Origin of the sequence: Trabulsiella guamensis ATCC 49490 (genome assembly GCF_000734965.1) — a bacterium.
Taxonomy (GTDB): Bacteria; Pseudomonadota; Gammaproteobacteria; order Enterobacterales; family Enterobacteriaceae; genus Trabulsiella; species Trabulsiella guamensis.
The window spans coordinates 1-20,894 of the sequence record NZ_JMTB01000100.1; the positions used below are offsets into that span (position 1 = coordinate 1).

At 52.9% G+C, this 20,894-nt stretch carries 24 protein-coding genes; 14 read left to right on the plus strand and 10 right to left on the minus strand.

The features are described from left to right. From GTGU_RS16445 to GTGU_RS16465, 5 genes are all read left to right on the plus strand, one after another. Nucleotides 1-715: isochorismatase (locus GTGU_RS16445; RefSeq protein ID WP_038159417.1), on the plus strand; the 715-nt coding region annotated here is incomplete at its 5' end. Beyond that, entirely contained in the window at nt 715-1,470 is a 756-nt protein-coding gene (gene entA / locus GTGU_RS16450) for a 2,3-dihydro-2,3-dihydroxybenzoate dehydrogenase EntA (RefSeq protein ID WP_038159421.1), read from the plus strand. The genes GTGU_RS16445 and entA, both read left to right, overlap by 1 nt. Continuing rightward, the gene (gene entH / locus GTGU_RS16455; RefSeq protein WP_038159424.1) at nt 1,471-1,884 is read left to right on the plus strand and encodes a proofreading thioesterase EntH; all 414 of its coding nucleotides are present in this window, start codon (nt 1,471-1,473) and stop codon (nt 1,882-1,884) included. Nucleotides 1,885-2,030: 146 nt separating this feature from the next. Further along, nucleotides 2,031-4,136 carry a pyruvate/proton symporter CstA gene (gene cstA, locus GTGU_RS16460; RefSeq protein ID WP_038159425.1) on the plus strand — a complete coding sequence of 702 codons (2,106 nt, stop codon included), beginning with the start codon at nt 2,031-2,033 and terminating at the stop codon, nt 4,134-4,136. Nucleotides 4,137-4,190: 54 nt separating this feature from the next. Then, on the plus strand, nt 4,191-4,388 hold the full coding sequence (locus tag GTGU_RS16465) for a YbdD/YjiX family protein (protein ID WP_038159427.1): 198 nt from the start codon (nt 4,191-4,193) through the stop codon (nt 4,386-4,388). Nucleotides 4,389-4,398: 10 nt separating this feature from the next. On the opposite strand, the gene GTGU_RS16470 is transcribed toward GTGU_RS16465, so the two are convergent. The 4 genes from GTGU_RS16470 to dsbG all read right to left on the minus strand — a co-directional run bounded on the left by GTGU_RS16470 (nt 4,399) and on the right by dsbG (nt 8,223). Further along, nucleotides 4,399-5,025, minus strand: coding sequence for a ParB N-terminal domain-containing protein (locus tag GTGU_RS16470; protein WP_038159429.1), 627 nt, complete (start codon nt 5,023-5,025; stop codon nt 4,399-4,401). Further along, nucleotides 5,010-6,230, minus strand: coding sequence for a phosphoadenosine phosphosulfate reductase (locus tag GTGU_RS16475; protein ID WP_038159432.1), 1,221 nt, complete (start codon nt 6,228-6,230; stop codon nt 5,010-5,012). Before GTGU_RS16475 ends, GTGU_RS16470 begins: the two co-directional genes overlap by 16 nt. Before the next feature lie 151 nt (nt 6,231-6,381). After that, nucleotides 6,382-7,278 carry a DNA-binding transcriptional repressor CitR gene (gene citR, locus GTGU_RS16480; protein WP_038159435.1) on the minus strand — a complete coding sequence of 299 codons (897 nt, stop codon included), beginning with the start codon at nt 7,276-7,278 and terminating at the stop codon, nt 6,382-6,384. Between the two features lie 195 nt (nt 7,279-7,473). Continuing rightward, nucleotides 7,474-8,223, minus strand: a complete 750-nt coding sequence (gene dsbG / locus GTGU_RS16485) for a thiol:disulfide interchange protein DsbG (RefSeq protein WP_038159438.1) — start codon at nt 8,221-8,223, stop codon at nt 7,474-7,476. 168 nt (nt 8,224-8,391) lie between these two features. On the opposite strand from dsbG, the gene ahpC reads away from it, so the two are divergent. The 4 genes from ahpC (at nt 8,392) to GTGU_RS16505 (ending at nt 12,295) form a co-directional block, all read left to right on the plus strand. Next, nucleotides 8,392-8,955, plus strand: a complete 564-nt coding sequence (ahpC, locus tag GTGU_RS16490; protein ID WP_038159440.1) for an alkyl hydroperoxide reductase subunit C — start codon at nt 8,392-8,394, stop codon at nt 8,953-8,955. A 151-nt stretch (nt 8,956-9,106) separates the two neighbouring features. After that, on the plus strand, nt 9,107-10,672 hold the full coding sequence (gene ahpF, locus GTGU_RS16495; protein ID WP_038159444.1) for an alkyl hydroperoxide reductase subunit F: 1,566 nt from the start codon (nt 9,107-9,109) through the stop codon (nt 10,670-10,672). 126 nt (nt 10,673-10,798) lie between these two features. Further along, nucleotides 10,799-11,587 carry an AraC family transcriptional regulator gene (locus tag GTGU_RS16500; protein WP_038159629.1) on the plus strand — a complete coding sequence of 263 codons (789 nt, stop codon included), beginning with the start codon at nt 10,799-10,801 and terminating at the stop codon, nt 11,585-11,587. Nucleotides 11,588-11,674: 87 nt separating this feature from the next. Further along, nucleotides 11,675-12,295, plus strand: coding sequence for a LysE family translocator (locus GTGU_RS16505; RefSeq protein WP_156964198.1), 621 nt, complete (start codon nt 11,675-11,677; stop codon nt 12,293-12,295). 38 nt (nt 12,296-12,333) lie between these two features. Here the strand turns inward: GTGU_RS16505 and uspG are convergent, their stop codons facing one another. Next, entirely contained in the window at nt 12,334-12,762 is a 429-nt protein-coding gene (uspG, locus tag GTGU_RS16510) for a universal stress protein UspG (protein WP_038159447.1), read from the minus strand. Nucleotides 12,763-12,933: 171 nt separating this feature from the next. Beyond that, nucleotides 12,934-13,344 carry a nucleoside diphosphate kinase regulator gene (gene rnk, locus GTGU_RS16515; protein WP_038159450.1) on the minus strand — a complete coding sequence of 137 codons (411 nt, stop codon included), beginning with the start codon at nt 13,342-13,344 and terminating at the stop codon, nt 12,934-12,936. Nucleotides 13,345-13,589: 245 nt separating this feature from the next. Here rnk and GTGU_RS16520 point away from each other — a divergent pair, with 245 nt between their 5' ends. Further along, complete coding sequence (locus GTGU_RS16520; protein ID WP_038159453.1) at nt 13,590-14,420, plus strand: alpha/beta fold hydrolase; 831 nt, start codon at nt 13,590-13,592, stop codon at nt 14,418-14,420. A 35-nt stretch (nt 14,421-14,455) separates the two neighbouring features. Here GTGU_RS16520 and rna read toward each other — a convergent pair whose 3' ends face one another. After that, nucleotides 14,456-15,265: a ribonuclease I gene (gene rna, locus GTGU_RS16525; protein WP_038159455.1), complete on the minus strand. Its 810-nt coding sequence runs from the start codon at nt 15,263-15,265 to the stop codon at nt 14,456-14,458. Nucleotides 15,266-15,357: 92 nt separating this feature from the next. After that, entirely contained in the window at nt 15,358-16,728 is a 1,371-nt protein-coding gene (dcuC, locus tag GTGU_RS16530; protein ID WP_425427481.1) for an anaerobic C4-dicarboxylate transporter DcuC, read from the minus strand. A gap of 342 nt (nt 16,729-17,070) precedes the next feature. On the opposite strand from dcuC, the gene pagP reads away from it, so the two are divergent. Beyond that, complete coding sequence (gene pagP, locus GTGU_RS16535) at nt 17,071-17,610, plus strand: lipid IV(A) palmitoyltransferase PagP (protein WP_038159461.1); 540 nt, start codon at nt 17,071-17,073, stop codon at nt 17,608-17,610. A gap of 194 nt (nt 17,611-17,804) precedes the next feature. Further along, a complete protein-coding gene (cspE, locus tag GTGU_RS16540; RefSeq protein WP_000034826.1) occupies nt 17,805-18,014 on the plus strand; it encodes a transcription antiterminator/RNA stability regulator CspE in 210 nt (69 codons plus the stop codon). A gap of 57 nt (nt 18,015-18,071) precedes the next feature. Here cspE and crcB read toward each other — a convergent pair whose 3' ends face one another. After that, nucleotides 18,072-18,446 carry a fluoride efflux transporter CrcB gene (crcB, locus tag GTGU_RS16545; RefSeq protein ID WP_038159469.1) on the minus strand — a complete coding sequence of 125 codons (375 nt, stop codon included), beginning with the start codon at nt 18,444-18,446 and terminating at the stop codon, nt 18,072-18,074. Between the two features lie 89 nt (nt 18,447-18,535). On the opposite strand from crcB, the gene GTGU_RS16550 reads away from it, so the two are divergent. Both GTGU_RS16550 and tatE read left to right on the plus strand, forming a co-directional pair. Then, nucleotides 18,536-19,324, plus strand: a complete 789-nt coding sequence (locus GTGU_RS16550) for a deaminated glutathione amidase (protein ID WP_038159472.1) — start codon at nt 18,536-18,538, stop codon at nt 19,322-19,324. Between the two features lie 125 nt (nt 19,325-19,449). Next, the gene (gene tatE, locus GTGU_RS16555; RefSeq protein ID WP_038159475.1) at nt 19,450-19,653 is read left to right on the plus strand and encodes a twin-arginine translocase subunit TatE; all 204 of its coding nucleotides are present in this window, start codon (nt 19,450-19,452) and stop codon (nt 19,651-19,653) included. Between the two features lie 87 nt (nt 19,654-19,740). Here tatE and lipA read toward each other — a convergent pair whose 3' ends face one another. Beyond that, nucleotides 19,741-20,706: a lipoyl synthase gene (gene lipA, locus GTGU_RS16560; RefSeq protein WP_038159478.1), complete on the minus strand. Its 966-nt coding sequence runs from the start codon at nt 20,704-20,706 to the stop codon at nt 19,741-19,743. Nucleotides 20,707-20,894: the final 188 nt, after the last annotated feature.

Below are 20,894 nucleotides of genomic sequence, written 5' to 3' on the forward strand. Positions count from 1 at the left end.
GGGCAAGAACAGCCCGATGATGGAAACCGTGGTCGCCAACATTGCCGCGCTGCGCCAGTACTGCAGGCAGCACCATATTCCGGTCTATTACACCGCGCAGCCGAAAGATCAGAGCGATGATGATCGCGCGCTGCTCAATGACATGTGGGGGCCGGGGCTGACCCGCTCGCCGGAACAGCAACAAATCATCGCCGCGCTGACGCCAGATGAAGCCGACACCGTGCTGGTGAAATGGCGCTATAGCGCATTTCATCGCTCCCCGCTGGAGCAGATGTTGAAAGAAACCGGACGTAACCAGCTGATCATCACCGGGGTTTATGCTCACATCGGTTGTATGACCACCGCAACGGATGCCTTCATGCGAGACATCAAACCGTTTTTTGTTGCAGACGCGCTGGCGGATTTCAGCCGCGAAGAACATCTGATGTCACTCAACTATGTCGCCGGGCGTTCCGGACGGGTGGTGATGACTGACATGCTGTTGCCGGCTCCGACATCAAAAGCCGCGCTACGGGCGCTGATCCTGCCGCTGCTGGACGAGTCCGACGAGCCGCTGGATGACGACAACCTGATCGACTACGGTCTGGACTCGGTACGCATGATGGCGCTGGCGGCGCGCTGGCGCAAAGCGTATGGCGATATCGATTTTGTCATGCTGGCGAAGAACCCGACTATTAATGCCTGGTGGGCGCTGCTCTCCCGCGAGGTGAAGTGATGTCCGGGTTTGATTTTCGCGATAAGACGGTCTGGGTGACCGGGGCAGGAAAAGGTATCGGCTATGTCGCCGCGCTGGCGTTCGCGGATGCGGGCGCGATGGTGACCGGATTTGATCTGGCATTCGATGGCGACCATTACCCATTTACCACGGAAGTGCTGGATGTGGCCGACGCACAGCAGGTGGCGCAGGTATGTCGCCGTCTGCTTGAACGTCAGTCGCGTCTGGATGTGCTGGTTAACGCAGCGGGCATTTTGCGTATGGGCGCGACGGATGCGCTGAGTGTGGCGGACTGGCAACAGACTTTTGCGGTAAACGTTGGCGGCGCGTTTAACCTGTTCCAGCAGACAATGGCGCAGTTTCGTCAGCAACAGGGCGGGGCGATCGTGACTGTCGCCTCGGATGCCGCCCACACGCCGCGCCTCGGGATGAGCGCTTATGGCGCCTCAAAAGCGGCACTGAAAAGCCTGGCGTTGACCGTCGGCCTGGAACTGGCCGCCAGTGGCGTGCGCTGTAACCTCGTCTCACCAGGTTCAACCGATACTGATATGCAGAGAACATTGTGGCTCAGCGATGACGCTAAACAGCAGCGTATTCGTGGCTTCGGTGAGCAGTTTAAACTCGGCATCCCGCTGGGGAAAATCGCCCGCCCGCAAGAGATTGCCAGCACGATTCTGTTTCTCGCCTCCGACCATGCCAGCCACATTACGCTGCAGGATATTGTGGTGGATGGCGGCTCAACGCTGGGGGCGTAGATGATCTGGAAACGTCATTTGTCTCTTGATGAGCTAAACGCCACCAGTCAGCACACCATGGTGGCGCACCTTGGCATTCATTACACCCGTCTTGGCGATGATCTGCTGGAAGCCGAAATGCCAGTGGATGCGCGCACGCATCAGCCATTCGGGCTGCTGCATGGTGGGGCGTCGGCAGCGCTGGCAGAAACGCTGGGGTCGATGGCCGCTTTCCTGATGACGCGTGACGGGGAGTGTGTGGTCGGGACTGAACTTAACGTTACCCATCATCGCCCGGTATCTCAGGGGAAAGTGCGCGGCGTTTGTCAGCCGCTGCACCTCGGACGACAAAGCCAGAGCTGGGAAATTGTGCTGTTTGATGAACAGGGGCGGCGCTGCTGTACATGCCGGTTGAGCACGCGGGTATTGGGGTGAAATGACCGAAAGTGATCGGCTTAACAATGTGATGTAAAAAATCGGTGATATGTCCGCTTTCTTGAGTTATTGGATTGTTAATTTCCATTCGAGTGTTATAGATACAAAATGTAACAACTTACTTCAGCGCTAATGGAACCTACACAATGAATAACGCAGGGAAATACCTCATATGGGCTGTGCTTGCCGTGTTGGGAGCCTTTGCCCTGGGCTATATCGCCCTCAACCGTGGTGAACAGATAAATGCGTTGTGGATCGTCGTGGCGTCGGTCTGTCTTTATCTTATTGCCTATCGTTTTTACGGTCGCTATATCGCGAATAATGTCCTCGCGGTTGACCCGACACGCATGACGCCAGCCGTCCGCCATAACGACGGGCTGGATTATGTGCCAACCGATAAGAAAGTATTGTTCGGGCACCATTTTGCGGCGATAGCCGGTGCAGGGCCGCTGGTCGGGCCGGTGCTGGCCGCGCAGATGGGCTATCTCCCGGGCATGATCTGGATCCTCGCGGGTGTGGTACTCGCCGGGGCGGTTCAGGACTTTATGGTGTTGTTTGTCTCCACCCGCCGTGATGGCCGTTCGCTGGGCGAGCTGGTGAAAGAAGAAATGGGGCCGACGGCGGGTGTTATCGCGCTGATCGCGACCTTTATGATCATGGTCATCATCCTTGCGGTGCTGGCGATGATCGTGGTGAAAGCCCTGACTCACAGCCCGTGGGGAACCTATACCGTCGCCTTTACCATTCCGCTGGCGCTGTTCATGGGGATCTATATTCGCTACCTGCGCCCGGGGCGGATAGGTGAAGTGTCGGTCATCGGTCTCGTGCTGCTGGTGTTCGCCATTATTTCTGGCGGTTGGGTGGCAGAGAGCGAAACCTGGGCGCCGTGGTTTGACTTTACCGGTGTGCAGCTGACCTGGATGCTGGTGGGGTACGGTTTCGTGGCGGCGGTATTGCCGGTGTGGCTGCTGCTGGCCCCGCGTGATTACCTCTCTACTTTCCTGAAAATCGGTACTATTGTCGGGCTGGCGATCGGTATTTTGATCATGCGTCCGACGCTGACCATGCCGTCGCTGACGAAGTTTGTTGATGGCACTGGCCCGGTATGGACGGGTGACCTGTTCCCGTTCCTGTTCATTACCATCGCCTGTGGCGCTGTCTCAGGCTTCCATGCGTTGATCTCATCCGGCACCACCCCGAAAATGCTGGCGAACGAAAATCAGGCTTGCCTGATTGGCTATGGCGGCATGCTGATGGAATCCTTCGTGGCGATCATGGCGCTGGTGGCGGCGTGCATCATCGACCCGGGCGTCTATTTTGCGATGAACAGCCCGATGGCGGTACTGGCACCCGCCGGGACAACCGACGTGGTGGCCTCTGCTGCGCAGGTGGTCAGTAGCTGGGGCTTCACCGTTACGCCGGATACGCTGAAGCAAATCGCCAGCGAAGTGGGCGAACAGTCGATTATCTCGCGTGCGGGTGGAGCGCCGACGCTGGCGGTAGGCATGGCCTACATTCTGCACGGTTCGCTGGGCGGCCTGATGGACGTCTCATTCTGGTACCACTTCGCCATTCTGTTTGAAGCATTGTTTATTCTGACCGCGGTGGATGCCGGTACCCGTGCGGCGCGCTTTATGCTGCAGGATTTGCTCGGTGTCATCAGCCCGAATCTCAAGCGTACTGATTCCCTACCGGCAAACCTGCTGGCCACCGCGCTTTGCGTACTGGCCTGGGGTTACTTCCTGCATCAGGGCGTGGTGGATCCGCTGGGTGGCATCAACACCCTGTGGCCACTGTTTGGTATCGCCAACCAGATGCTGGCAGGCATGGCCCTGATGCTCTGCGCCGTGGTGCTGTTTAAGATGAAGCGCCAGCGCTACGCATGGGTGGCGTTGCTGCCAACCGCATGGCTGCTGATTTGTACGCTCACCGCTGGCTGGCAGAAAGCCTTTAGCCCGGATGTGAAAGTGGGCTTCTTGGCTATCGCCAACCGCTTCCAGGGGATGATCGACAGCGGCAACATTCCGTCGCAGTACACCGAATCGCAACTGGCTCAACTGGTGTTCAACAACCGACTGGATGCCGGGTTGACCATCTTCTTTATGGTGGTGGTCGTGGTGCTGGCGTTGTATTCTGTGAAGACGGCGCTGGCAGCGTTGAAAGTCGATGAGCCGACGGATAAAGAGCTGCCTTATGAACCGATGCCTGAAAATCTCGACCAGATCGTGACGCAGGCAAAAGGCGCACATTAATCACAACAGGCCGGGTAACGAGCGTGTTACCCGGCAAACCTGAGTGGAGCAGTTATGTTCGACACGCTTTCGAAAGCCGGAAAATATCTGGGTCAGGCGGCGAAGATGATGGTCGGTGTGCCTGATTATGATAATTACGTCGAGCATATGCGCGTGAATCATCCCGACCAGACACCCATGACCTATGAAGCCTTTTTCCGCGACAGACAAGATGCGCGTTATGGCGGTAAGGGCGGTGCCCGCTGCTGTTAAATTCGCAGGCTTACTTGACGGTCCAGGCCCCGGAAAAATGACGGTCGGCAAATAACTCCAGCAGACCGCTCATTTGTTTTAGACGCAGTACTTCGTCGCTGTCCATACCCAGTTCTTTGCCAATTTTTTCCTCACTCCATCCTTGTTGGGCAAGCTCGCGGATAATGTCAGACATGGCGTTGATCTGGTGCCTTCCCCTGGCCCGATTATGACGGATGGTCGAGGCCATGCCAGAGGCCGAGGGTGGGCCATTATCCTGTAGACAGGTGACCGGGAGATATCCCTTAAGCTGCGCTTTTAGCACGTTTTTCGTTTTAACCAGCTCCTGACGATGAAAACCATCGATAATCTCGAAACGGTGTTTTCCACGCGATACCACGACAACAGGCTGGGTAAAACCATCTGCTTCCAGCGATTTTTGCAGCAGCCGCCGTTCGGGAGGTGCCACGTTATTGGGGTTGTAGTTATTAGGGACTACATTTTCCTGCTTCACCCATAACACACAATCCACCGGTTGATCCTGAAAGGGACTGTGACGATGAAGTGCCAGACGAAACTGATTAATGGCCTCGATACGTTCTTCTTCGCCCAGCGAATCCAGGTAGTGCTCGAGCTGGTGAGTTAGCTGTTGTTGCATAAGATGTTCCATTCCTTGCGTTTTTTTGCCATGTGGTTGCTGTAGCGTTGATAGTGCTCAGGTTTGGTTGGACTGAAAGAGAGCATCCGGCACCAGTAGTCATTGTTGAGCAGTACCTTGCAGATGCGTCGCCATGAAGGAATGTCTTTCGAGCCAGTATCACCGTGCTGGGTATCCGGGATCTCTTCGCCCCTTTTCTGATACCAGTGCAGGTAAATTGCAATTTTGTTTCGGTAATGTTCGGCTGTTTTCTGTGGCATGCTTTCCAGCAAAAACAGGGCATAGCTTTGCCAGCTATGGTTTGTGGGTTTGTCGAGTTTGCGATGACCGTAGAATTGATTATCCTGGCCGGCATAAAGCCCGCCGCTTTGCGTGCCGCTGACTCGCTGACACATGGCGGCCCAGCGCTCAGGCTCAATCACATGATACAGCCACAGCCCCTGACGCTGCTCGGGGCCGTACGGTTCGCAAATACGCATATAGCGCAAGGGGACGCCTGCCTGATACATCAGGTCATACAAGGGGTTGTAACTCAGTTGCGTTTTAGCAAACCAGGTCCAGATATCTGCTGTTTTCCAGTCATAGATCGGATAGACATACCAGGTATGCCCGCCCGGAGCAATAGTGGTCCAGGGCTTGTCATCGGCGAAGCGCTGTTTACGGGCTGAGGCGATGGTTAAAAACCGGTTGTAGGATTCGTCAGCACGGATCCCGACCAGCATAGCCGCAGGGCGATGGCCGGCGAACCAGTCGGCAAAGTGACGCACAAATGCTTCGAAAGTCATCCCCGGCTGGTAGAAGGGAAAATCATCGGGCCGGGTAATGGTATCCTGCGGCGGCTCGCGAACCCAGGCGGTGCCGGGTTGCCAGCATTGCCATTCTGGTTCGAACTGCGACAGAGAATTTTGGGTGGTTAATGGCAACGCAACCCACCAGAAATGTTCAATAACATCCTGATACTGTGTGCGCATGGCTTCAATGTGCGTAATCGTCGCCGAAAATTGCGCTTCCCAGTCGATAAATAACACGTAGATTTTTTTATTGAGCTTGCGAGCTTGCTGTGCTGCGATATGCAACATGACAGTGGAGTCTTTTCCCCCTGAAAAGGAGATGCATACTTTTGGTAAATTAGTGAGTGCCCATGAAATACGTTCGGTGGCAGCCTCCAGCACATTCTGGTTAAGTGGGTATTTGTAAATGGACATGGTCAGTTTCCGTACAAGTGTGAATCCAGAGTTCCTTATAATATAATGAGTTTTTATTATGACAAATATGCGTTGGAATTTTTTATTTAATATTATTTGTACGAATAAAAAGAAAGTAAAGCATTCAGAAACCGAATGCTTTATGGAATGGTTATTTTTTAATTTGATTAATGAATGTTGCAAATGAGTCGTTGGAGAGAGATATCCGGTTATACATGAGGTAGAGGTTAATTTCAGGTAGTGTCAATGATGTTTTTATTTCCCTCAACTGCAAAGCATCTTTATAATAATCAAAAGCGATTTTTGGGATTAACCCAAGAATATCGGTGTTTGCCACCATATTAATAATCGAAATCAGAGAATCGCTGCGAAAAGTACACTTTCGTTCCGGGAATTGCATATCAGTGAAATCACGCATCTGTTTTGCGCCAGGCTCATCGGTCAGGTAATAGGTAAACTCCTCTTTATGCAGGGCAGCAAGGTCTGCGTAGTCTCCCATTCGCGGGTGGTTTTTGCGGCAGGCGAGGATCACTGGCGTACTCATGTAGTGTTCAGAAATCACCGAGCGGTTAGTGGTCGGGAAAATAGAGATGATCAAATCTGCTTTACGCCAGGCGAGTAAATCTTCGGCTGATTCGGGAGTGACAAAAATATCATGATGCTCGATTTCATAATTGTTCTGCTTACGTAAAGTCGTAATAAGATCCAGCATTCCGCCTGCCAGTAAAAGCGAAGAGCAGTAGATCACAAACTGTTTTTTCAACACTGAACTATGCATTATATTGATAGTTTGCTCGATTTGATTGAGGTTATTCTCAAGGTATCGATGCAGATTTATGCCGACGGTAGTGGGCGTAATACCTTTACCAGAACGAATAAACAGAGGATCGTTAAACTGGTTGCGCAGTCGCTGCAGTGACTGGCTAACCGCAGAAGGGGTGATGAACAGCGTTTCCGCCGCTTTACTGATGCTAAGATGCTGGTAAATGCATTCAAAAATCACTAAAAGATTGAGGTCGAATTTTTTGAGATCGTAGAGATTAGCCATGTTTTATCCTTCAGCGGGCAATCGCATCAGCGGGACGACGATATATCACCGATCCTGGTGAGTTCTATTTAATCGTTACGTCAGCAATAATGATTAATAGATCATTATATTCGATAAGTAAAATTTTGCTAAGGAACATTTGTAGTAGTTTTCACAGACCGGGAATATTGCCTGTGAAAACTATCGCGTTGTTGGTTATGGTTTTTCACCCAGCATGGCTTTTAACTGGTTGTTGTCAGGCAGTCCGACAACCTGCTGAAGCTCATTTTCGCTATTCATATAATAAATAGCGGGGGTGGCGTTAGCGCCGAGATCATCCATCAGCTTCTGGTTCTCGTTCAATACTTTCATCTGCGCTGGCGGAATAGATTTCGGCACATCAAGCGTCAGCTTACCTGCCGACTGCTCGTAATCATGCCAGGTTTTGGCCGGATCACTGGCGCTGAGAATGGCGGCGGCTGTTGCGGGACTTTCCGGTTTAATCACGCCCACCATCAGCGTACGGAGCTGAATCTTTCCGGATTCTACCCAGGGCCGTGCCTGGTTCCAGAACTGCTTACAGTAAGGACAGAAGGGATCAGCAAAGACATAAATAACCTTCGGGGCCGTTTTCTTGCCATCGGGGATCCAGCTGGCGTTCTCCATGCGATGCCACATTTCGCGGCCAGCGGGTGCATAGATCTCTTTCTGGATGATCTGTTCGCTCAGGTTAGCCCCTTTATCGTCGTACATATAACCCGAGATAGCGTGTTTGCCATCCGGTGTGACGTAGATAGTCACGCCCATATCCTGATATTTACCGAGATAGCCTTTCATACCGCCTGGCACCTCAAACGGTTTGACGATGGTAATACCCTGTTTTTCGATGGTTTTTACCGCTTCCGGTAGTTCCTGGGCGGAGACAAAGCAGGGGATCATGGCGATAAGAAGGGGACGTTTAATCATGAAAATCCTTATGAATCAATGGGTAGTATGCTGTCAGCGTTGCGCAGGGTCAGTGAGACGGTGGCGCGTTGTTAGCTAACACTTATTGATTTGATAATGGAAACGCATTAGCCGAATGCGGAAAAGTTCGTTACCTTACCACTCAACGAAAACACGGAGGAAGTATAGATGTCCTTAATTAATACCAAAATCAAACCTTTCAAAAACCAGGCGTTCAAAAACGGTGAATTCATCGAAGTTACCGAGAAAGATACCGAAGGCCGCTGGAGCGTCTTCTTCTTCTACCCGGCTGACTTCACTTTCGTTTGCCCGACCGAACTGGGCGACGTTGCAGATCACTACGACGAACTGCAGAAACTGGGCGTAGACGTTTACTCTGTTTCTACCGATACCCACTTTACCCATAAAGCATGGCACAGCAGCTCTGAGACTATCGCTAAAATCAAATACGCGATGATCGGTGACCCGACTGGCGCCCTGACCCGTAACTTTGACAACATGCGTGAAGATGAAGGCCTGGCGGATCGTGCCACTTTCGTTGTTGACCCGCAGGGTATTATCCAGGCTATCGAAGTTACCGCTGAAGGTATCGGCCGCGACGCGTCTGACCTGCTGCGTAAAGTGAAAGCCGCGCAGTATGTTGCTTCTCACCCAGGCGAAGTTTGCCCGGCGAAATGGAAAGAAGGCGATGCTACTCTGGCTCCGTCCTTAGACCTCGTAGGTAAAATCTAAGTCTGACAGGACCTGCTGCAGGCCTCAGAAGATTGCTTTCATCATGGGCGCACCCGCGCCCATTTTATTCCAGCACCATGATGCAAGTTGTATTCAGGCAGCCTGTACGAGGCAGCTTGCATGATGATGTTTTTCAAGCAGGAGATTGGACATGCTCGACACTACGATGAAAACCCAGCTCAAGGCCTACCTTGAGAAACTGACAAAACCTGTTGAGCTGATTGCCACGCTGGATGACAGCGAAAAATCGGCCGAAATCAAGGAACTGCTGACCGAGATCGCTGAACTGTCGCCGCAGGTGACCTTTAAAGAAGACCACAGTCTGCCGGTGCGCAAACCCTCGTTTTTGATTACCAACCCGGGGTCAACGCAGGGGCCGCGTTTCGCTGGTTCGCCGCTGGGTCATGAATTTACTTCACTGGTGCTGGCACTGCTGTGGACCGGTGGTCACCCGTCGAAAGAAGCGCAGACGTTGCTGGAGCAGATCCGCGATATCGATGGCGATTTCGAATTTGAAACCTATTACTCGCTCTCCTGCCATAACTGCCCGGACGTGGTTCAGGCGCTGAACCTGATGGCGGTACTGAACCCGCGCATTAAGCACACAGCGATTGATGGCGGTACGTTCCAGAATGAAGTTACCGACCGCAACGTGATGGGCGTTCCGGCGGTGTTCGTGAATGGTAAAGAGTTTGGTCAGGGGCGCATGACGCTCGCTGAAATTGTCGCCAAAGTGGATACCGGTGCGGAAAAACGCGCGGCGGAAGAGCTGAACAAACGTGACGCCTACGATGTGCTGATTGTCGGCTCCGGCCCGGCGGGTGCCGCCGCGGCGGTCTATTCCGCACGTAAAGGGATCCGTACTGGCCTGATGGGGGAACGCTTCGGCGGCCAGGTGCTGGATACTGTCGATATCGAAAACTATATTTCTGTGCCGAAAACCGAAGGCCAGAAACTGGCAGGTGCGCTGAAAGCCCACGTGTCAGATTATGAGGTCGATGTGATCGACAGCCAGAGCGCCAGCAAGCTGGTACCGGCGGCGCAGGAAGGCGGTTTGCATCAGATTGAAACGGCGTCTGGCGCGACCCTGAAAGCGCGCAGCATCATCATCGCGACCGGCGCTAAATGGCGCAACATGAATGTGCCGGGTGAAGATCAGTATCGTACCAAAGGCGTGACCTACTGCCCGCACTGTGATGGTCCGCTGTTTAAAGGCAAGCGCGTGGCGGTCATCGGCGGCGGTAACTCCGGCGTGGAAGCGGCGATTGACCTTGCCGGTATCGTTGAACACGTCACGCTGCTCGAATTTGCGCCGGAAATGAAAGCAGACCAGGTATTGCAGGATAAAGTCCGCAGCCTGAACAATGTCGATATCATCCTTAATGCCCAGACCACCGAAGTGAAAGGCGATGGCAGTAAAGTGACGGGGCTTGAGTATCGCGACCGCGTCAGCGGCGACTCGCACCACGTCGCGCTGTCAGGGATTTTTGTCCAGATTGGTCTGCTGCCGAATACCACCTGGCTGGAAGGCGCTGTCGAACGCAACCGTATGGGCGAAATCATCATTGATGCGAAATGCGAAACCAGCGTGAAGGGCGTTTTTGCAGCGGGCGACTGCACCACAGTACCGTATAAGCAGATTATCATCGCGACCGGCGAAGGCGCTAAAGCCTCTCTGAGTTCGTTCGATTATCTGATTCGCACCAAAACAGCATAAAAAAAGTAAGACCACACCTGCAATACAACCCGGCCGCGAAAGCGCCGGGTTTTTTTGTTTTTGGTGACACCGGACGTGCGTTTTTGCTACACCTAAGGTTTCAGGTCAATGCGCGCGGGAATGTTGATGAAAGCAGCCATCCATCAGGTCAGGCAGTATCGCCAGTTAATGCCAGGTGTGGAAGCGGTTTCGCTGCTGACGGCGCATACTTTTCCGCGTCACTCGCATGATCAGTTCGGTATTGGCGTGTTTGTCGAAGGGGCGCAACGCTCGCAAAGTTGTATCGGTAGCGTGGAGGCGTCGGCGGGAAATATCATCATGGTGAATCCTGGAGAGATCCATGATGGCGTACCGCTGGCCGGGCCGCGTGGCTGGCATATGCTCTACATCGAACCTGATGTGGTGGCGCAAGAACTGCACGGGCAGGTTGATATGAAACCGATAGCCACTGATGCGGCACTTAGTAGGCACATGCAGCAGCTCTTTTTGATGCTGAATAGCCCGGTGCCTGACCACGCCGCCATTGAAGAAGCCGTCATGCTGAGCCTGATGCAGGTGAAAAAACAGCACTTGCTGTCGGCGATGCCGCGCAGCGTCTGTTCTCCCTCTATTGCGCTCGCCAGAGAGTATCTTGATGATTCACCTGCGGAACCCATTACCCTCGCGGCCCTTGCTGACGCCTGCGGCATGAGCCGTTTTCAGTTGATAAGAGGGTTTTCCCGCGAAACCGGAACCACTCCACATGCGTGGCTCCTTCAGTCTCGCGTGCGGCTGGCAAAACGGTTGTTGCAACAGGGAGCGCGGCCCATTGATGCTGCACTGCAGGCAGGCTTTGCTGATCAGAGCCACCTGACTCGCGCATTCCGGCGGCAATTTGGTGTAACACCGGGTCAGTACATCCTTTCGCTTTCGTGAAACGGTTTCTGCAATTTTGTTCAAGACAGGGTGGCGATGGGTCAGGAATAGTTTGCGTTATTCCTCACTTCAACGAGATGTTACGCCATGCAAATCAGCACCGAATTCCTGATAACCTCTTTTATTGTCGTTGTGTCGCCCGGCACCGGCACTCTGTATACCGTTGCCACCGGGTTATCGCAGGGCGTTAAAAAAAGCCTTATTGCCGCCTTTGGTTGCACGCTTGGGATCATTCCCCACATGATCGCTGCGATAACCGGTCTGGCGGCGATTTTCCATACCAGTCAACTGGCGTTTGAAGGCATTAAAATACTGGGTGTGATCTGGCTGTTGTATATGGCATGGAACACTCTTAAAGAGACGGGAACAATGCAGCTCAACCCGCAAGGGAAGGGCAAATCGCCGATCGAAATCATACTTCACGCGATACTGATTAACCTGCTGAACCCCAAGCTGCCGCTCTTTTTTCTCGCCTTTCTGCCGCAGTTTATTCGCACTAACGCCATGTCGCCAGTCACTGAACTGTTAATACTCAGTGGCATTTTCATGTTGATGACGCTGTGTATATTCTCGCTTTACGGCGTTTTTTCCGCTTTCGCGCGCGGACAGGTATTGTCAAAGCCGGGAATCCTCAAAGCGCTGCGTATCGGTTTTGCGACGGGGTTTGTCGGGTTAGGGATCAGGTTGCTACTCACCCGGCAGCAGTAGAACATGGAGAGGCTACCTGTCGGTAGCCTCCGGAAAAGTCAGCGGACCACCAGAACCGGGATATGGGCGTGACGAATCACGCTTGAGGCGTTCGAGCCGAGCAGATGGGTCGTGATGGAGGGGTTGCGGGAGCCGATAACCACCACGTCGGCATCCAGGTCTTCGGCAAGCTCGTTCACCACATCGCGAACGGTACCGATGCGAACATGCATTTTTATCCGGGATGGGGCGATGCTGAAATGCCCGATCATCGTCTGCAGGCGGGTTTCCGCTTCATGTTGCAGATGCTCCTCAAAGCGGCGTAAATCTGCGGCGAAGCGGCTCATCGTAAAGCTGGCGGAACCCGGCAGTACGTGAAGTAAATGAATAACGCCATCCTGTTGTGCCATAAACTCCGCATGGCGGATAGCCTTGTCACTTAGCTCCATTTCAAAGACATCAACCGGCATAATGATCGTTTTGTACATATGCGTAGCTCCTTGTCCTTATGAGATACATATATTGAAACATATTCGGCGACATTTTTGTGTCAATCAGGTCGCAAATTTGTCAATGAGCGGGGGAATATGGCGTAAAGTTTTGCTGGTGGGGGAAACGGAAAGAGGATGTTTCAACATCCTCCATGAAAAGCAGCAGAATCAGCGGTGAAAATCTCCCGCCGCTTCAGGCTGATACAGCAGTTCAATCACTTCGAGGTGCGTTGAGGTGCCGCCCGGCAATTGCCAGTGAATGGTATTGCCCACGCGTAAACCCAGCAGCGCCGCCCCGACGGGCGCCATGACAGAAAGCTGCGTATTGCTGTCGGTCACTTGTGCAGGGAAGACCAGGGTGCGCACACGTTCTTCACCGGTCGTTAAATCACGAAAGCGTACCTGGCTGTTCATGCTGACGACGTCATGAGGCATCTCTTCAGGCGCACACATCTTTGCACGATCCAGTTCGGCGTTTAGAGCTTCAGCCACCGGTAAGTTGGCAAAAGCGGGTTGTTCAAGCAGGCGGTCGATGCGTTCAGCATCGAACTCATTAATAATGATGGCGGGTCTGGTCATTATTTACTCCATGTCTTTCCAGGTACCTGTATCCAAAAGAAAACCCTCACCGTCAGCGGCAAGGGTTGTCCTCTCGCCATCATACTGAGAGTTGGCGCCAGTTTGAAGTGATAAAGAGCACAATAAAGAATGTTTATCCGGGTGCTCACAGGATTTTTATGCGAAACCCGTCACCTTTCTGGATTCTGGCTTATCCTTTTCAGGCGGTGTTGCGTGGGGCGACACCCTCCGCTTCAGGAGTAACTATGAGCAGCTTCGACAAACTTACACTCAACGATGGCAGCTACCTGTATTTTAAAGACTGGGGAAGCGGTCAACCGGTCGTGTTCAGCCATGGCTGGCCGCTGACAGCGGATGCGTTTGAAGATCAAATGTTGTTTCTGGCATCGAAGGGATATCGTGTGATTGCTCATGACCGTCGCGGTCATGGTCGCTCGGCGCAGCCCTGGGACGGGCATAATATGGATCAGTATGCGGATGACCTGGCGCAACTGACCGCGCATCTGAATCTGAAAGAGGCGGTGCACGTCGGTCACTCGACGGGCGGCGGCGAAGTGGCGCGCTACATTGGTCGCCACGGCACGGAGCGTGTGGCGAAAGCGGTGCTGATTGGGGCGGTGACGCCGATTATGATCAAGACCGATTTCAACCCGAACGGCGTACCGAAAGAGGTCTTCGACGGTATTCGCGAAGGCGTGATTAATGATCGCGGCGCCTTTTTCTATGAGCTGACGCAGGCGTTCTATGGGTATAACCGTGACGGTGCGAAGGCGTCCGAAGCCGTGCGCCAGGGGTTTGTCTCACAAGGATTGCAGGGCTCAATCAAAGCGCTTTATGACTGCATTAAAGCATTTTCGGAAACTGACCTGCGCGAAGATCTGCGCCGGATGACGATCCCGACGCTGGTGATCCACGGTGATGATGATCAGATTGTTCCCTTTGAAACCTGCGGCAAAGTGGCGGCGGAAATACTACCGGATGCAGAGCTGAAGGTTTACAAAGGGGGCTCTCATGGGATCTGTACCACCCATAAGCAGCAGATTAACGAGGACCTGCTGGCGTTTCTCCAGCGCTAATAACGTTGCCCGACACCTGTGGCGTCGGGCAATACTTAGTAACCCGCTTTATCGATGATAAACTGCTTGCCGCAGTTGCCTGGGTGCGGTTGTCGCAGCAACCCGTCGCGGCTCAGCGGGGCGTTGATGGCACTGGCTTTGATGGAGATTTGCACTTCCGTGAGCCAGGCGGGGTTGCCGTCACAGGTTAATTTAAACGCACTGACGCTCTCTTTACCCCAGCTTTTCGCTACCGCTGCGTTAAAATCGTTGCGACTGACCGTTTTGCCATAGTTGTCGGCAAGGAACTGACCCACCGCGCTCTGCCGGACTTCTCCGTTCAGCCGTACCATGGTGCCGAAGTAGGCATCCGGATCGAAGCCAAAACAGACGCCGTGTTTGGCATATTCATAACGTTCAAGGCAGGAATTTCCGCCCGCGCCTGGCATCACGTTGTTGAGTTGATTGGCCATCTCCAGCGACAGGCCGGTTTCCGCTGCCGCGCATTTTCGGCTGGCGCGGGCTTCCGGCATGTTGGGGATCGGGCGCGTCGCGCAACCAAAACGCATCCAGCGACGTTCGTCGACGCCACGCGAGGCAATGGATTTGGGCAGGCCAGGCCACAATCCGTGAACCGTGAGATGGCGGGTTTTATCTTTTTGTTCTCGTTGCGACTGGCATTCGGCGGGCGCATCACGATTCATGTTATGTTGGCTCTGACAAAAGCCGGTTTGCCAGGAGAGTGCCAGAACGTAGCGATCGAAATCAGCGTAACGGGTGGCAGTAAGCGGGGCGGCAGTCGCGCTGAGCGCACAGAGAACCGCAGCGACGGTCGCGGCGCAGGCAACAATATCCTTCCTGAACATTTGTATTCCTGATGATTTTGTGTTGATTGATTTCTGCAACTAATTAAAGCATAAAAAAGACGCCCACAGGCGCCTTTTCATCAATCCCCGCGTTACAGGACTCTGGCGGAAGGTACCAGAATTTCTGTTGCGATAATCACCACCATCAGACCAACCAGCACCGGCACCGAGGTGCGCTTGACCACTTCAAACGGCGAGATTTTCGCCATACCGGCGACCGCAACCACGACGCCCGAAACCGGGGAAATGGTGCGACCAAGATTTGACGCCTGCAGCATCGGAATGGACAGGTAAGCCGGGTTGATACCGGACGACTGCGCCAGTTTCGGGATCATCTCGACAAATGCATAGAAAGGCGCGTTACCCGAACCGGTGGTGACAGCGGCCAGCATGGTCAGAATGACCAGCACCAGCATCAGAATGATACTTGCCGAGCCAAAGGAGGTGGCGATGGCGATCAGACTGTCGATGAAGCCGATTGTGCTCAGACCCTGAGCAAAGACGCCCGCCGCGACCAGCAGCATCACTACGTTGGCGAAAGCATCTGCCATGCCGCGGTACGCCACGTCCAGACCAGCAAACACCTTCTGCGTGTCGAAACCGCGAACAAATTCCAGCACCGCCGCCAGCAGCATGCAGATGACCAGAATCGTGATGATGTGCAGTTCCGGACCCCATTTGCCGTCAAAAATCAGCACGCCGATGATGGGCGTAAACGGCAGAATGGCGTAAAACGCCGGGGCGGTGGTGGTGATTTCATTCACGTCCAGCATTTCATGTGCAGCGTTTTCTTTTTTATCCAGATAGCGCTGCCAGAAAAAGTGAGCGATCGCCATGCAGATAATCGCTGCAATGGAGATGGGCAGGGTGGTTTTGAAGGCAAAATCAATTAACGGCATTTCTGCCGCCTGTGCAGCCAGCACCACGTCGCCAGAGGTCGGGGCAAGAATAATCGCTGCCGGCGAGGCACAGATAGCCGCTGCCGCGCCGCGGCTGATACCCACATTGACCATCACCGGGAACAGCGTTGCCATTAACAACACACCGAGGCCGGTAGCGGAAGAGACCGCCAGCGACATCAGGCAGGCCACGAAGTACGCCGCAATCATCAGCAGGTAAGGTGAGTTGATATAGCGAAGGGGTTTTGAGGCCAGCTTAACGACGATGTCATTGGCGCCGATATGCGTCATATAGGCGGCAAAACCACACAGCATCATAATCATCATGCCGAGATCGCCGCCGCGGCTCATCAGCAGGATTTTAACGTATTCAACGATGTCCGTTGCTGAGTAACCGGTGCTGGTGTTACTTGACGGTAAAATCTTATGCCCCATTAAGGCACTGACGATCAGTAATAACAAACCGCCAACAAACAGGACCCCTGTGGCGGAATATCCTTTGATGATATAACGGGCCACACCCGCTACCACCAGAACCCCGATCAGGAGTTCAACCATTATCATTAACATTATTATCACCGTTCCCAAAGAATGTTCTGCAAGAGAAGTTGTTCAAGAAATGAAGAGATGCAATCTGCCGAAAATATGGGCAAAACGTGCTGACGAAAATCAAGAAAATGGAAGATTGGTTCGCTGGCGTGTGTATTAAAACTGAGGTGTCACACCTTTCTTAGGCGAGAACTTAAAATGTAATCAGCGATTTACCCGATTTTTCGGCGAAATTGGGATAAAATCTGATGTTGTTAAGGCGCTATTAATATTATCTTCGCTATCGTAACCAGCTCAGTAAATGGAAGTGGTAATAATAACGTGGTTAGTATTAAACGAGTTTTTTCATTCTTTCTGATGCTGTCGGGTGCTGTGCTGTTTTCATCGGTTGCGCATGCCTCGTTTACAGCAACGGTCCGCGATGGATATAACACCCTTAGCGATAACATTGCGCAAACGTGGAACGACCCGCAGCATTACGAACTTTATGTTCCCGCGATTACCTGGCATGCCCGCTTTGCGTACGATAAAGAAAAGACGGACAGGTATAACGAGCGTCCCTGGGGAGCGGGTTTTGGTCAGTCCCGCTGGGATGAGAAAGGTAACTGGCACGGCCTGTACCTGATGGCGTTCAAAGACTCCTACAACAAATGGGAACCGATTGGCGGCTACGGCTGGGAAAAAACCTGGCGACCGCTGAGTGATGATAATTTCCACCTCGGTCTGGGCTATACCATCGGCGTCACCGCACGCGATAACTGGCATTACATCCCGGTGCCCTTAGTTCTCCCGTTAGCTTCCGTGGGCTATGGCCCGGCGACATTCCAGATGACCTATATTCCTGGAACCTATAATAACGGCAACGTGTACTTTGCCTGGGTGCGCTTTCAGTTTTAAATTTTGCATACGGATATTCAGAAACGTCATAAGTCATTTCTGACGTTGCAAAACAAGGAGTAATGTCTGCTCAAGTGAAAAGTTAGAGACTTTTATCACTTTTTAGCAAACTTACGCTGGACAAAAGCCACCACAATTGTTGTACTGGTACCCGACACAGCATTTGTGTCTATTTTCATGTAAAGGTAATATTGATGTCTAAGATTAAAGGTAACGTTAAGTGGTTTAATGAGTCCAAAGGATTCGGTTTCATTACTCCTGAAGATGGTAGCAAAGACGTGTTCGTACACTTCTCTGCAATCCAGACCAACGGCTTCAAAACTCTGGCTGAAGGTCAGCGTGTAGAGTTCGAAATCACTAACGGTGCCAAAGGTCCTTCTGCTGCAAACGTAACTGCTCTGTAAGCATTACGATAGCTGAATTCCAAAACCCGCTCCCTGAGCGGGTTTTTTTATGTCTGCTCATCGGCTGGAGAAGAGCCAGAACGCCGCAGCGGTCATGGCGAACGAGCCCAACAGGTTTACGGCAACGTTAATCATCGCCCAGCCAAAGCGTCCCTCCTGCAGCAGGAAAACCACCTCCGCAGAAAAGGTGGAGAACGTCGTTAAGCCTCCACAAAAGCCAGTAGTGATCAATAATTTCCACATTGGATCAATTCCCGTCGCCCGGTTAAACCACGCGAGTCCGGCGCCAATGATAAATGCCCCCAACAGGTTTGCCGTCAGCGTTCCGACCGGAACCGCAGAGTGCAGGGGATTTAAACGCATTCCTAACAACCAGCGCATCACACTTCCCGTACCACCACCAATAAATACTGCGAAAAGGATTTGTAACACTGCGATTTCCTGCTATCAAAAGAGAAAGGGTTAAGTTTACCGTCAGAGTTCAGTCTCTGGCTACGGGATAACACAATGAGAGTCAGAACATGATAGTCGCTGCGGGACAATTCATCGTCACTCCTGACTGGGAGCGAAATGCCGAAAGCTGTGTGGCCTTGATGCAGGAAGCGGCGCAACATAACGCTGCCTTGCTGGTTTTGCCAGAGGCGCTGCTGGCCAGGGCGGATGACGATCCTGATTTATCGGTAAAATCCGCGCAAACCCTGGATGGGGGTTTTCTGTCGCTGCTTAGAGCGGAGAGCCGTCGTAACGCCATGACCACGGTTCTGACTCTTCATGTGCCGTCATCAGCAGGGCGCGCGGTTAATACGCTGGTGGCGCTGCGTGGTGGCGAGGTGATTGCTCACTATGAGAAGCTCCATCTCTACGATGCGTTTAATATTCAGGAGTCGCGTCTGGTCGATGCCGGCCATCAGCTCCCGCCACTGATTGAGGTGGAAGACCTGCGGGTCGGTCTGATGACCTGTTATGACTTACGTTTCCCGGAACTGGCGCTCGCGCTGGCCTTGCAGGGCGCTGAACTGCTGGCGCTGCCGGCTGCCTGGGTGCGGGGACCGCTAAAAGAACATCACTGGTCGACGCTGATTGCAGCCCGGGCGCTGGATACCACCTGCTTCATGGTGGCATCGGGCGAATGCGGAAGCCGTAATATTGGTCTGAGCCGGATCGTTGACCCTCTGGGAGTGACGCTTGCCGGGGCATCTGACCATCAACAGGTCATTTACGCTGAGGTCAACCACGAGCATTTGTTGCAGATACGGAGCAAATTGCCGGTGCTACAGAACCGCCGTTTTGCGCCACCGCAACTATTGTGATGTTATTTTAAACAACGCTTGATTCACCTTGTTACAGATTGCTATTGTGTGTATGCGTCAAATGACCGTTAATAGGTTATGGGTTAATGGCGCGTTATGCAGCCTGTTTATTGAAGAAGGTATCTATGGGTGAGATTAGTATTACCAAACTGCTGGTTGTGGCGGCACTGATTATCCTGGTGTTTGGTACTAAAAAATTACGTACGCTGGGCGGAGACCTTGGGTCTGCCATTAAAGGCTTCAAAAAAGCCATGAATGACGATGAAACCACGGCGAAACAGAGCACAGAGCAAGCGGCTCCGGCGGAAAAGATTGCTCATAAAGAGTAACCACAACCCATTGAGCGGCTCGCAGAGACAGAAAAACCGGCACATGTGCCGGTTTTTTTATAAGATCTGTAAACAGATGTAACGAGGTTACTTCACTTCTTCGCCTTTCGCCTGCAGGTCGGCGTGGTAGGACGAACGCACAAACGGGCCGCAGGCCGCATGGGTAAAGCCCATCGCCAGCGCTTCCGCTTTCATTTCATCGAACTCGTCCGGGCTGACGTAGCGTTGCACCGGCAGGTGGTGACGGCTCGGCTGCAGATACTGGCCCAGCGTCAGCATAGTGACGCCATGACGGCGCAGATCACGCATCACGTCAATGATCTCTTCATTGGTTTCACCCAGACCGACCATCAGACCGGATTTGGTCGGGATCTCCGGGTGCGCTTCTTTAAAGCGTTCCAGCAGCTTCAGCGACCAGGCGTAATCCGCTCCCGGACGAACCTGACGGTACAGGCGTGGCACGTTCTCCAGGTTGTGGTTGAAGACGTCTGGTGGGGTCGCGGTGAGGATTTCCAGCGCACGATCCATACGGCCACGGAAGTCCGGGACCAGTGTCTCGATTTTAATCGACGGGTTTTTCTCGCGGATGGCCGTGATGCAGTCAGCGAAATGTTGCGCGCCGCCATCACGTAAATCATCACGGTCAACAGAGGTTACCACCACATAACGCAGTGCCATATCGGCGATGGTCTGCGCCAGTTTCTGCGGTTCGTTAGCGTCCGGCGCAACAGGGCGGCCATGGGCGACATCGCAGAACGGGCAACGACGGGTGCAGATTGCCCCGAGGATCATAAAGGTGGCTGTACCGTGATTGAAACATTCAGCAAGGTTAGGGCAGGAGGCCTCTTCGCAGACGGAGTGCAGGCCGTTTTTGCGCATTGCTGCTTTGATACCCTGGATACGGGAAGAGTCCGCCGGAAGCTTAATTTTCATCCATTCCGGTTTGCGCAGCAGAGCTTCTCGTTCAGTGACCACGTTTTTAACCGGGATAAGGGCCATTTTATCGGCATCGCGGTATTTAACACCGCGTTCCATCACAATGGGTTTACTCATAGCGTGCGTGTTCCAGTTGCGAGTAACAGAAGGAAAGCGTTTCAATTCAAGGAAATGTTGTATTTATCAACTATTTTTGAATTAATGACAGGCAGTATATCATTGAAACGGGTAATAAAGCAGCCTGAGCGCGCACCAAATTGTAAAATAATTGTTGATTAATGCTATTTAGCCTGCCGGTCTCAGGC

Excerpts from the sequence above, each read along its gene's own strand:
- entA (WP_038159421.1), top strand. The coding sequence starts at position 715 with ATGTCCGGGTTTGATTTTCGCGATAAGACGGTCTGGGTGACCGGGGCA.
- entH (WP_038159424.1), top strand. The coding sequence starts at position 1,471 with ATGATCTGGAAACGTCATTTGTCTCTTGATGAGCTAAACGCCACCAGT.
- cstA (WP_038159425.1), top strand. The coding sequence starts at position 2,031 with ATGAATAACGCAGGGAAATACCTCATATGGGCTGTGCTTGCCGTGTTG.
- GTGU_RS16465 (WP_038159427.1), top strand. The coding sequence starts at position 4,191 with ATGTTCGACACGCTTTCGAAAGCCGGAAAATATCTGGGTCAGGCGGCG.
- GTGU_RS16470 (WP_038159429.1), bottom strand. The coding sequence starts at position 5,025 with ATGCAACAACAGCTAACTCACCAGCTCGAGCACTACCTGGATTCGCTG.
- GTGU_RS16475 (WP_038159432.1), bottom strand. The coding sequence starts at position 6,230 with ATGTCCATTTACAAATACCCACTTAACCAGAATGTGCTGGAGGCTGCC.
- citR (WP_038159435.1), bottom strand. The coding sequence starts at position 7,278 with ATGGCTAATCTCTACGATCTCAAAAAATTCGACCTCAATCTTTTAGTG.
- dsbG (WP_038159438.1), bottom strand. The coding sequence starts at position 8,223 with ATGATTAAACGTCCCCTTCTTATCGCCATGATCCCCTGCTTTGTCTCC.
- ahpC (WP_038159440.1), top strand. The coding sequence starts at position 8,392 with ATGTCCTTAATTAATACCAAAATCAAACCTTTCAAAAACCAGGCGTTC.
- ahpF (WP_038159444.1), top strand. The coding sequence starts at position 9,107 with ATGCTCGACACTACGATGAAAACCCAGCTCAAGGCCTACCTTGAGAAA.
- GTGU_RS16500 (WP_038159629.1), top strand. The coding sequence starts at position 10,799 with ATGAAAGCAGCCATCCATCAGGTCAGGCAGTATCGCCAGTTAATGCCA.
- GTGU_RS16505 (WP_156964198.1), top strand. The coding sequence starts at position 11,675 with ATGCAAATCAGCACCGAATTCCTGATAACCTCTTTTATTGTCGTTGTG.
- uspG (WP_038159447.1), bottom strand. The coding sequence starts at position 12,762 with ATGTACAAAACGATCATTATGCCGGTTGATGTCTTTGAAATGGAGCTA.
- rnk (WP_038159450.1), bottom strand. The coding sequence starts at position 13,344 with ATGACCAGACCCGCCATCATTATTAATGAGTTCGATGCTGAACGCATC.
- GTGU_RS16520 (WP_038159453.1), top strand. The coding sequence starts at position 13,590 with ATGAGCAGCTTCGACAAACTTACACTCAACGATGGCAGCTACCTGTAT.
- rna (WP_038159455.1), bottom strand. The coding sequence starts at position 15,265 with ATGTTCAGGAAGGATATTGTTGCCTGCGCCGCGACCGTCGCTGCGGTT.
- dcuC (WP_425427481.1), bottom strand. The coding sequence starts at position 16,728 with ATGATAATGGTTGAACTCCTGATCGGGGTTCTGGTGGTAGCGGGTGTG.
- pagP (WP_038159461.1), top strand. The coding sequence starts at position 17,071 with ATGCTGTCGGGTGCTGTGCTGTTTTCATCGGTTGCGCATGCCTCGTTT.
- cspE (WP_000034826.1), top strand. The coding sequence starts at position 17,805 with ATGTCTAAGATTAAAGGTAACGTTAAGTGGTTTAATGAGTCCAAAGGA.
- GTGU_RS16550 (WP_038159472.1), top strand. The coding sequence starts at position 18,536 with ATGATAGTCGCTGCGGGACAATTCATCGTCACTCCTGACTGGGAGCGA.
- tatE (WP_038159475.1), top strand. The coding sequence starts at position 19,450 with ATGGGTGAGATTAGTATTACCAAACTGCTGGTTGTGGCGGCACTGATT.
- lipA (WP_038159478.1), bottom strand. The coding sequence starts at position 20,706 with ATGAGTAAACCCATTGTGATGGAACGCGGTGTTAAATACCGCGATGCC.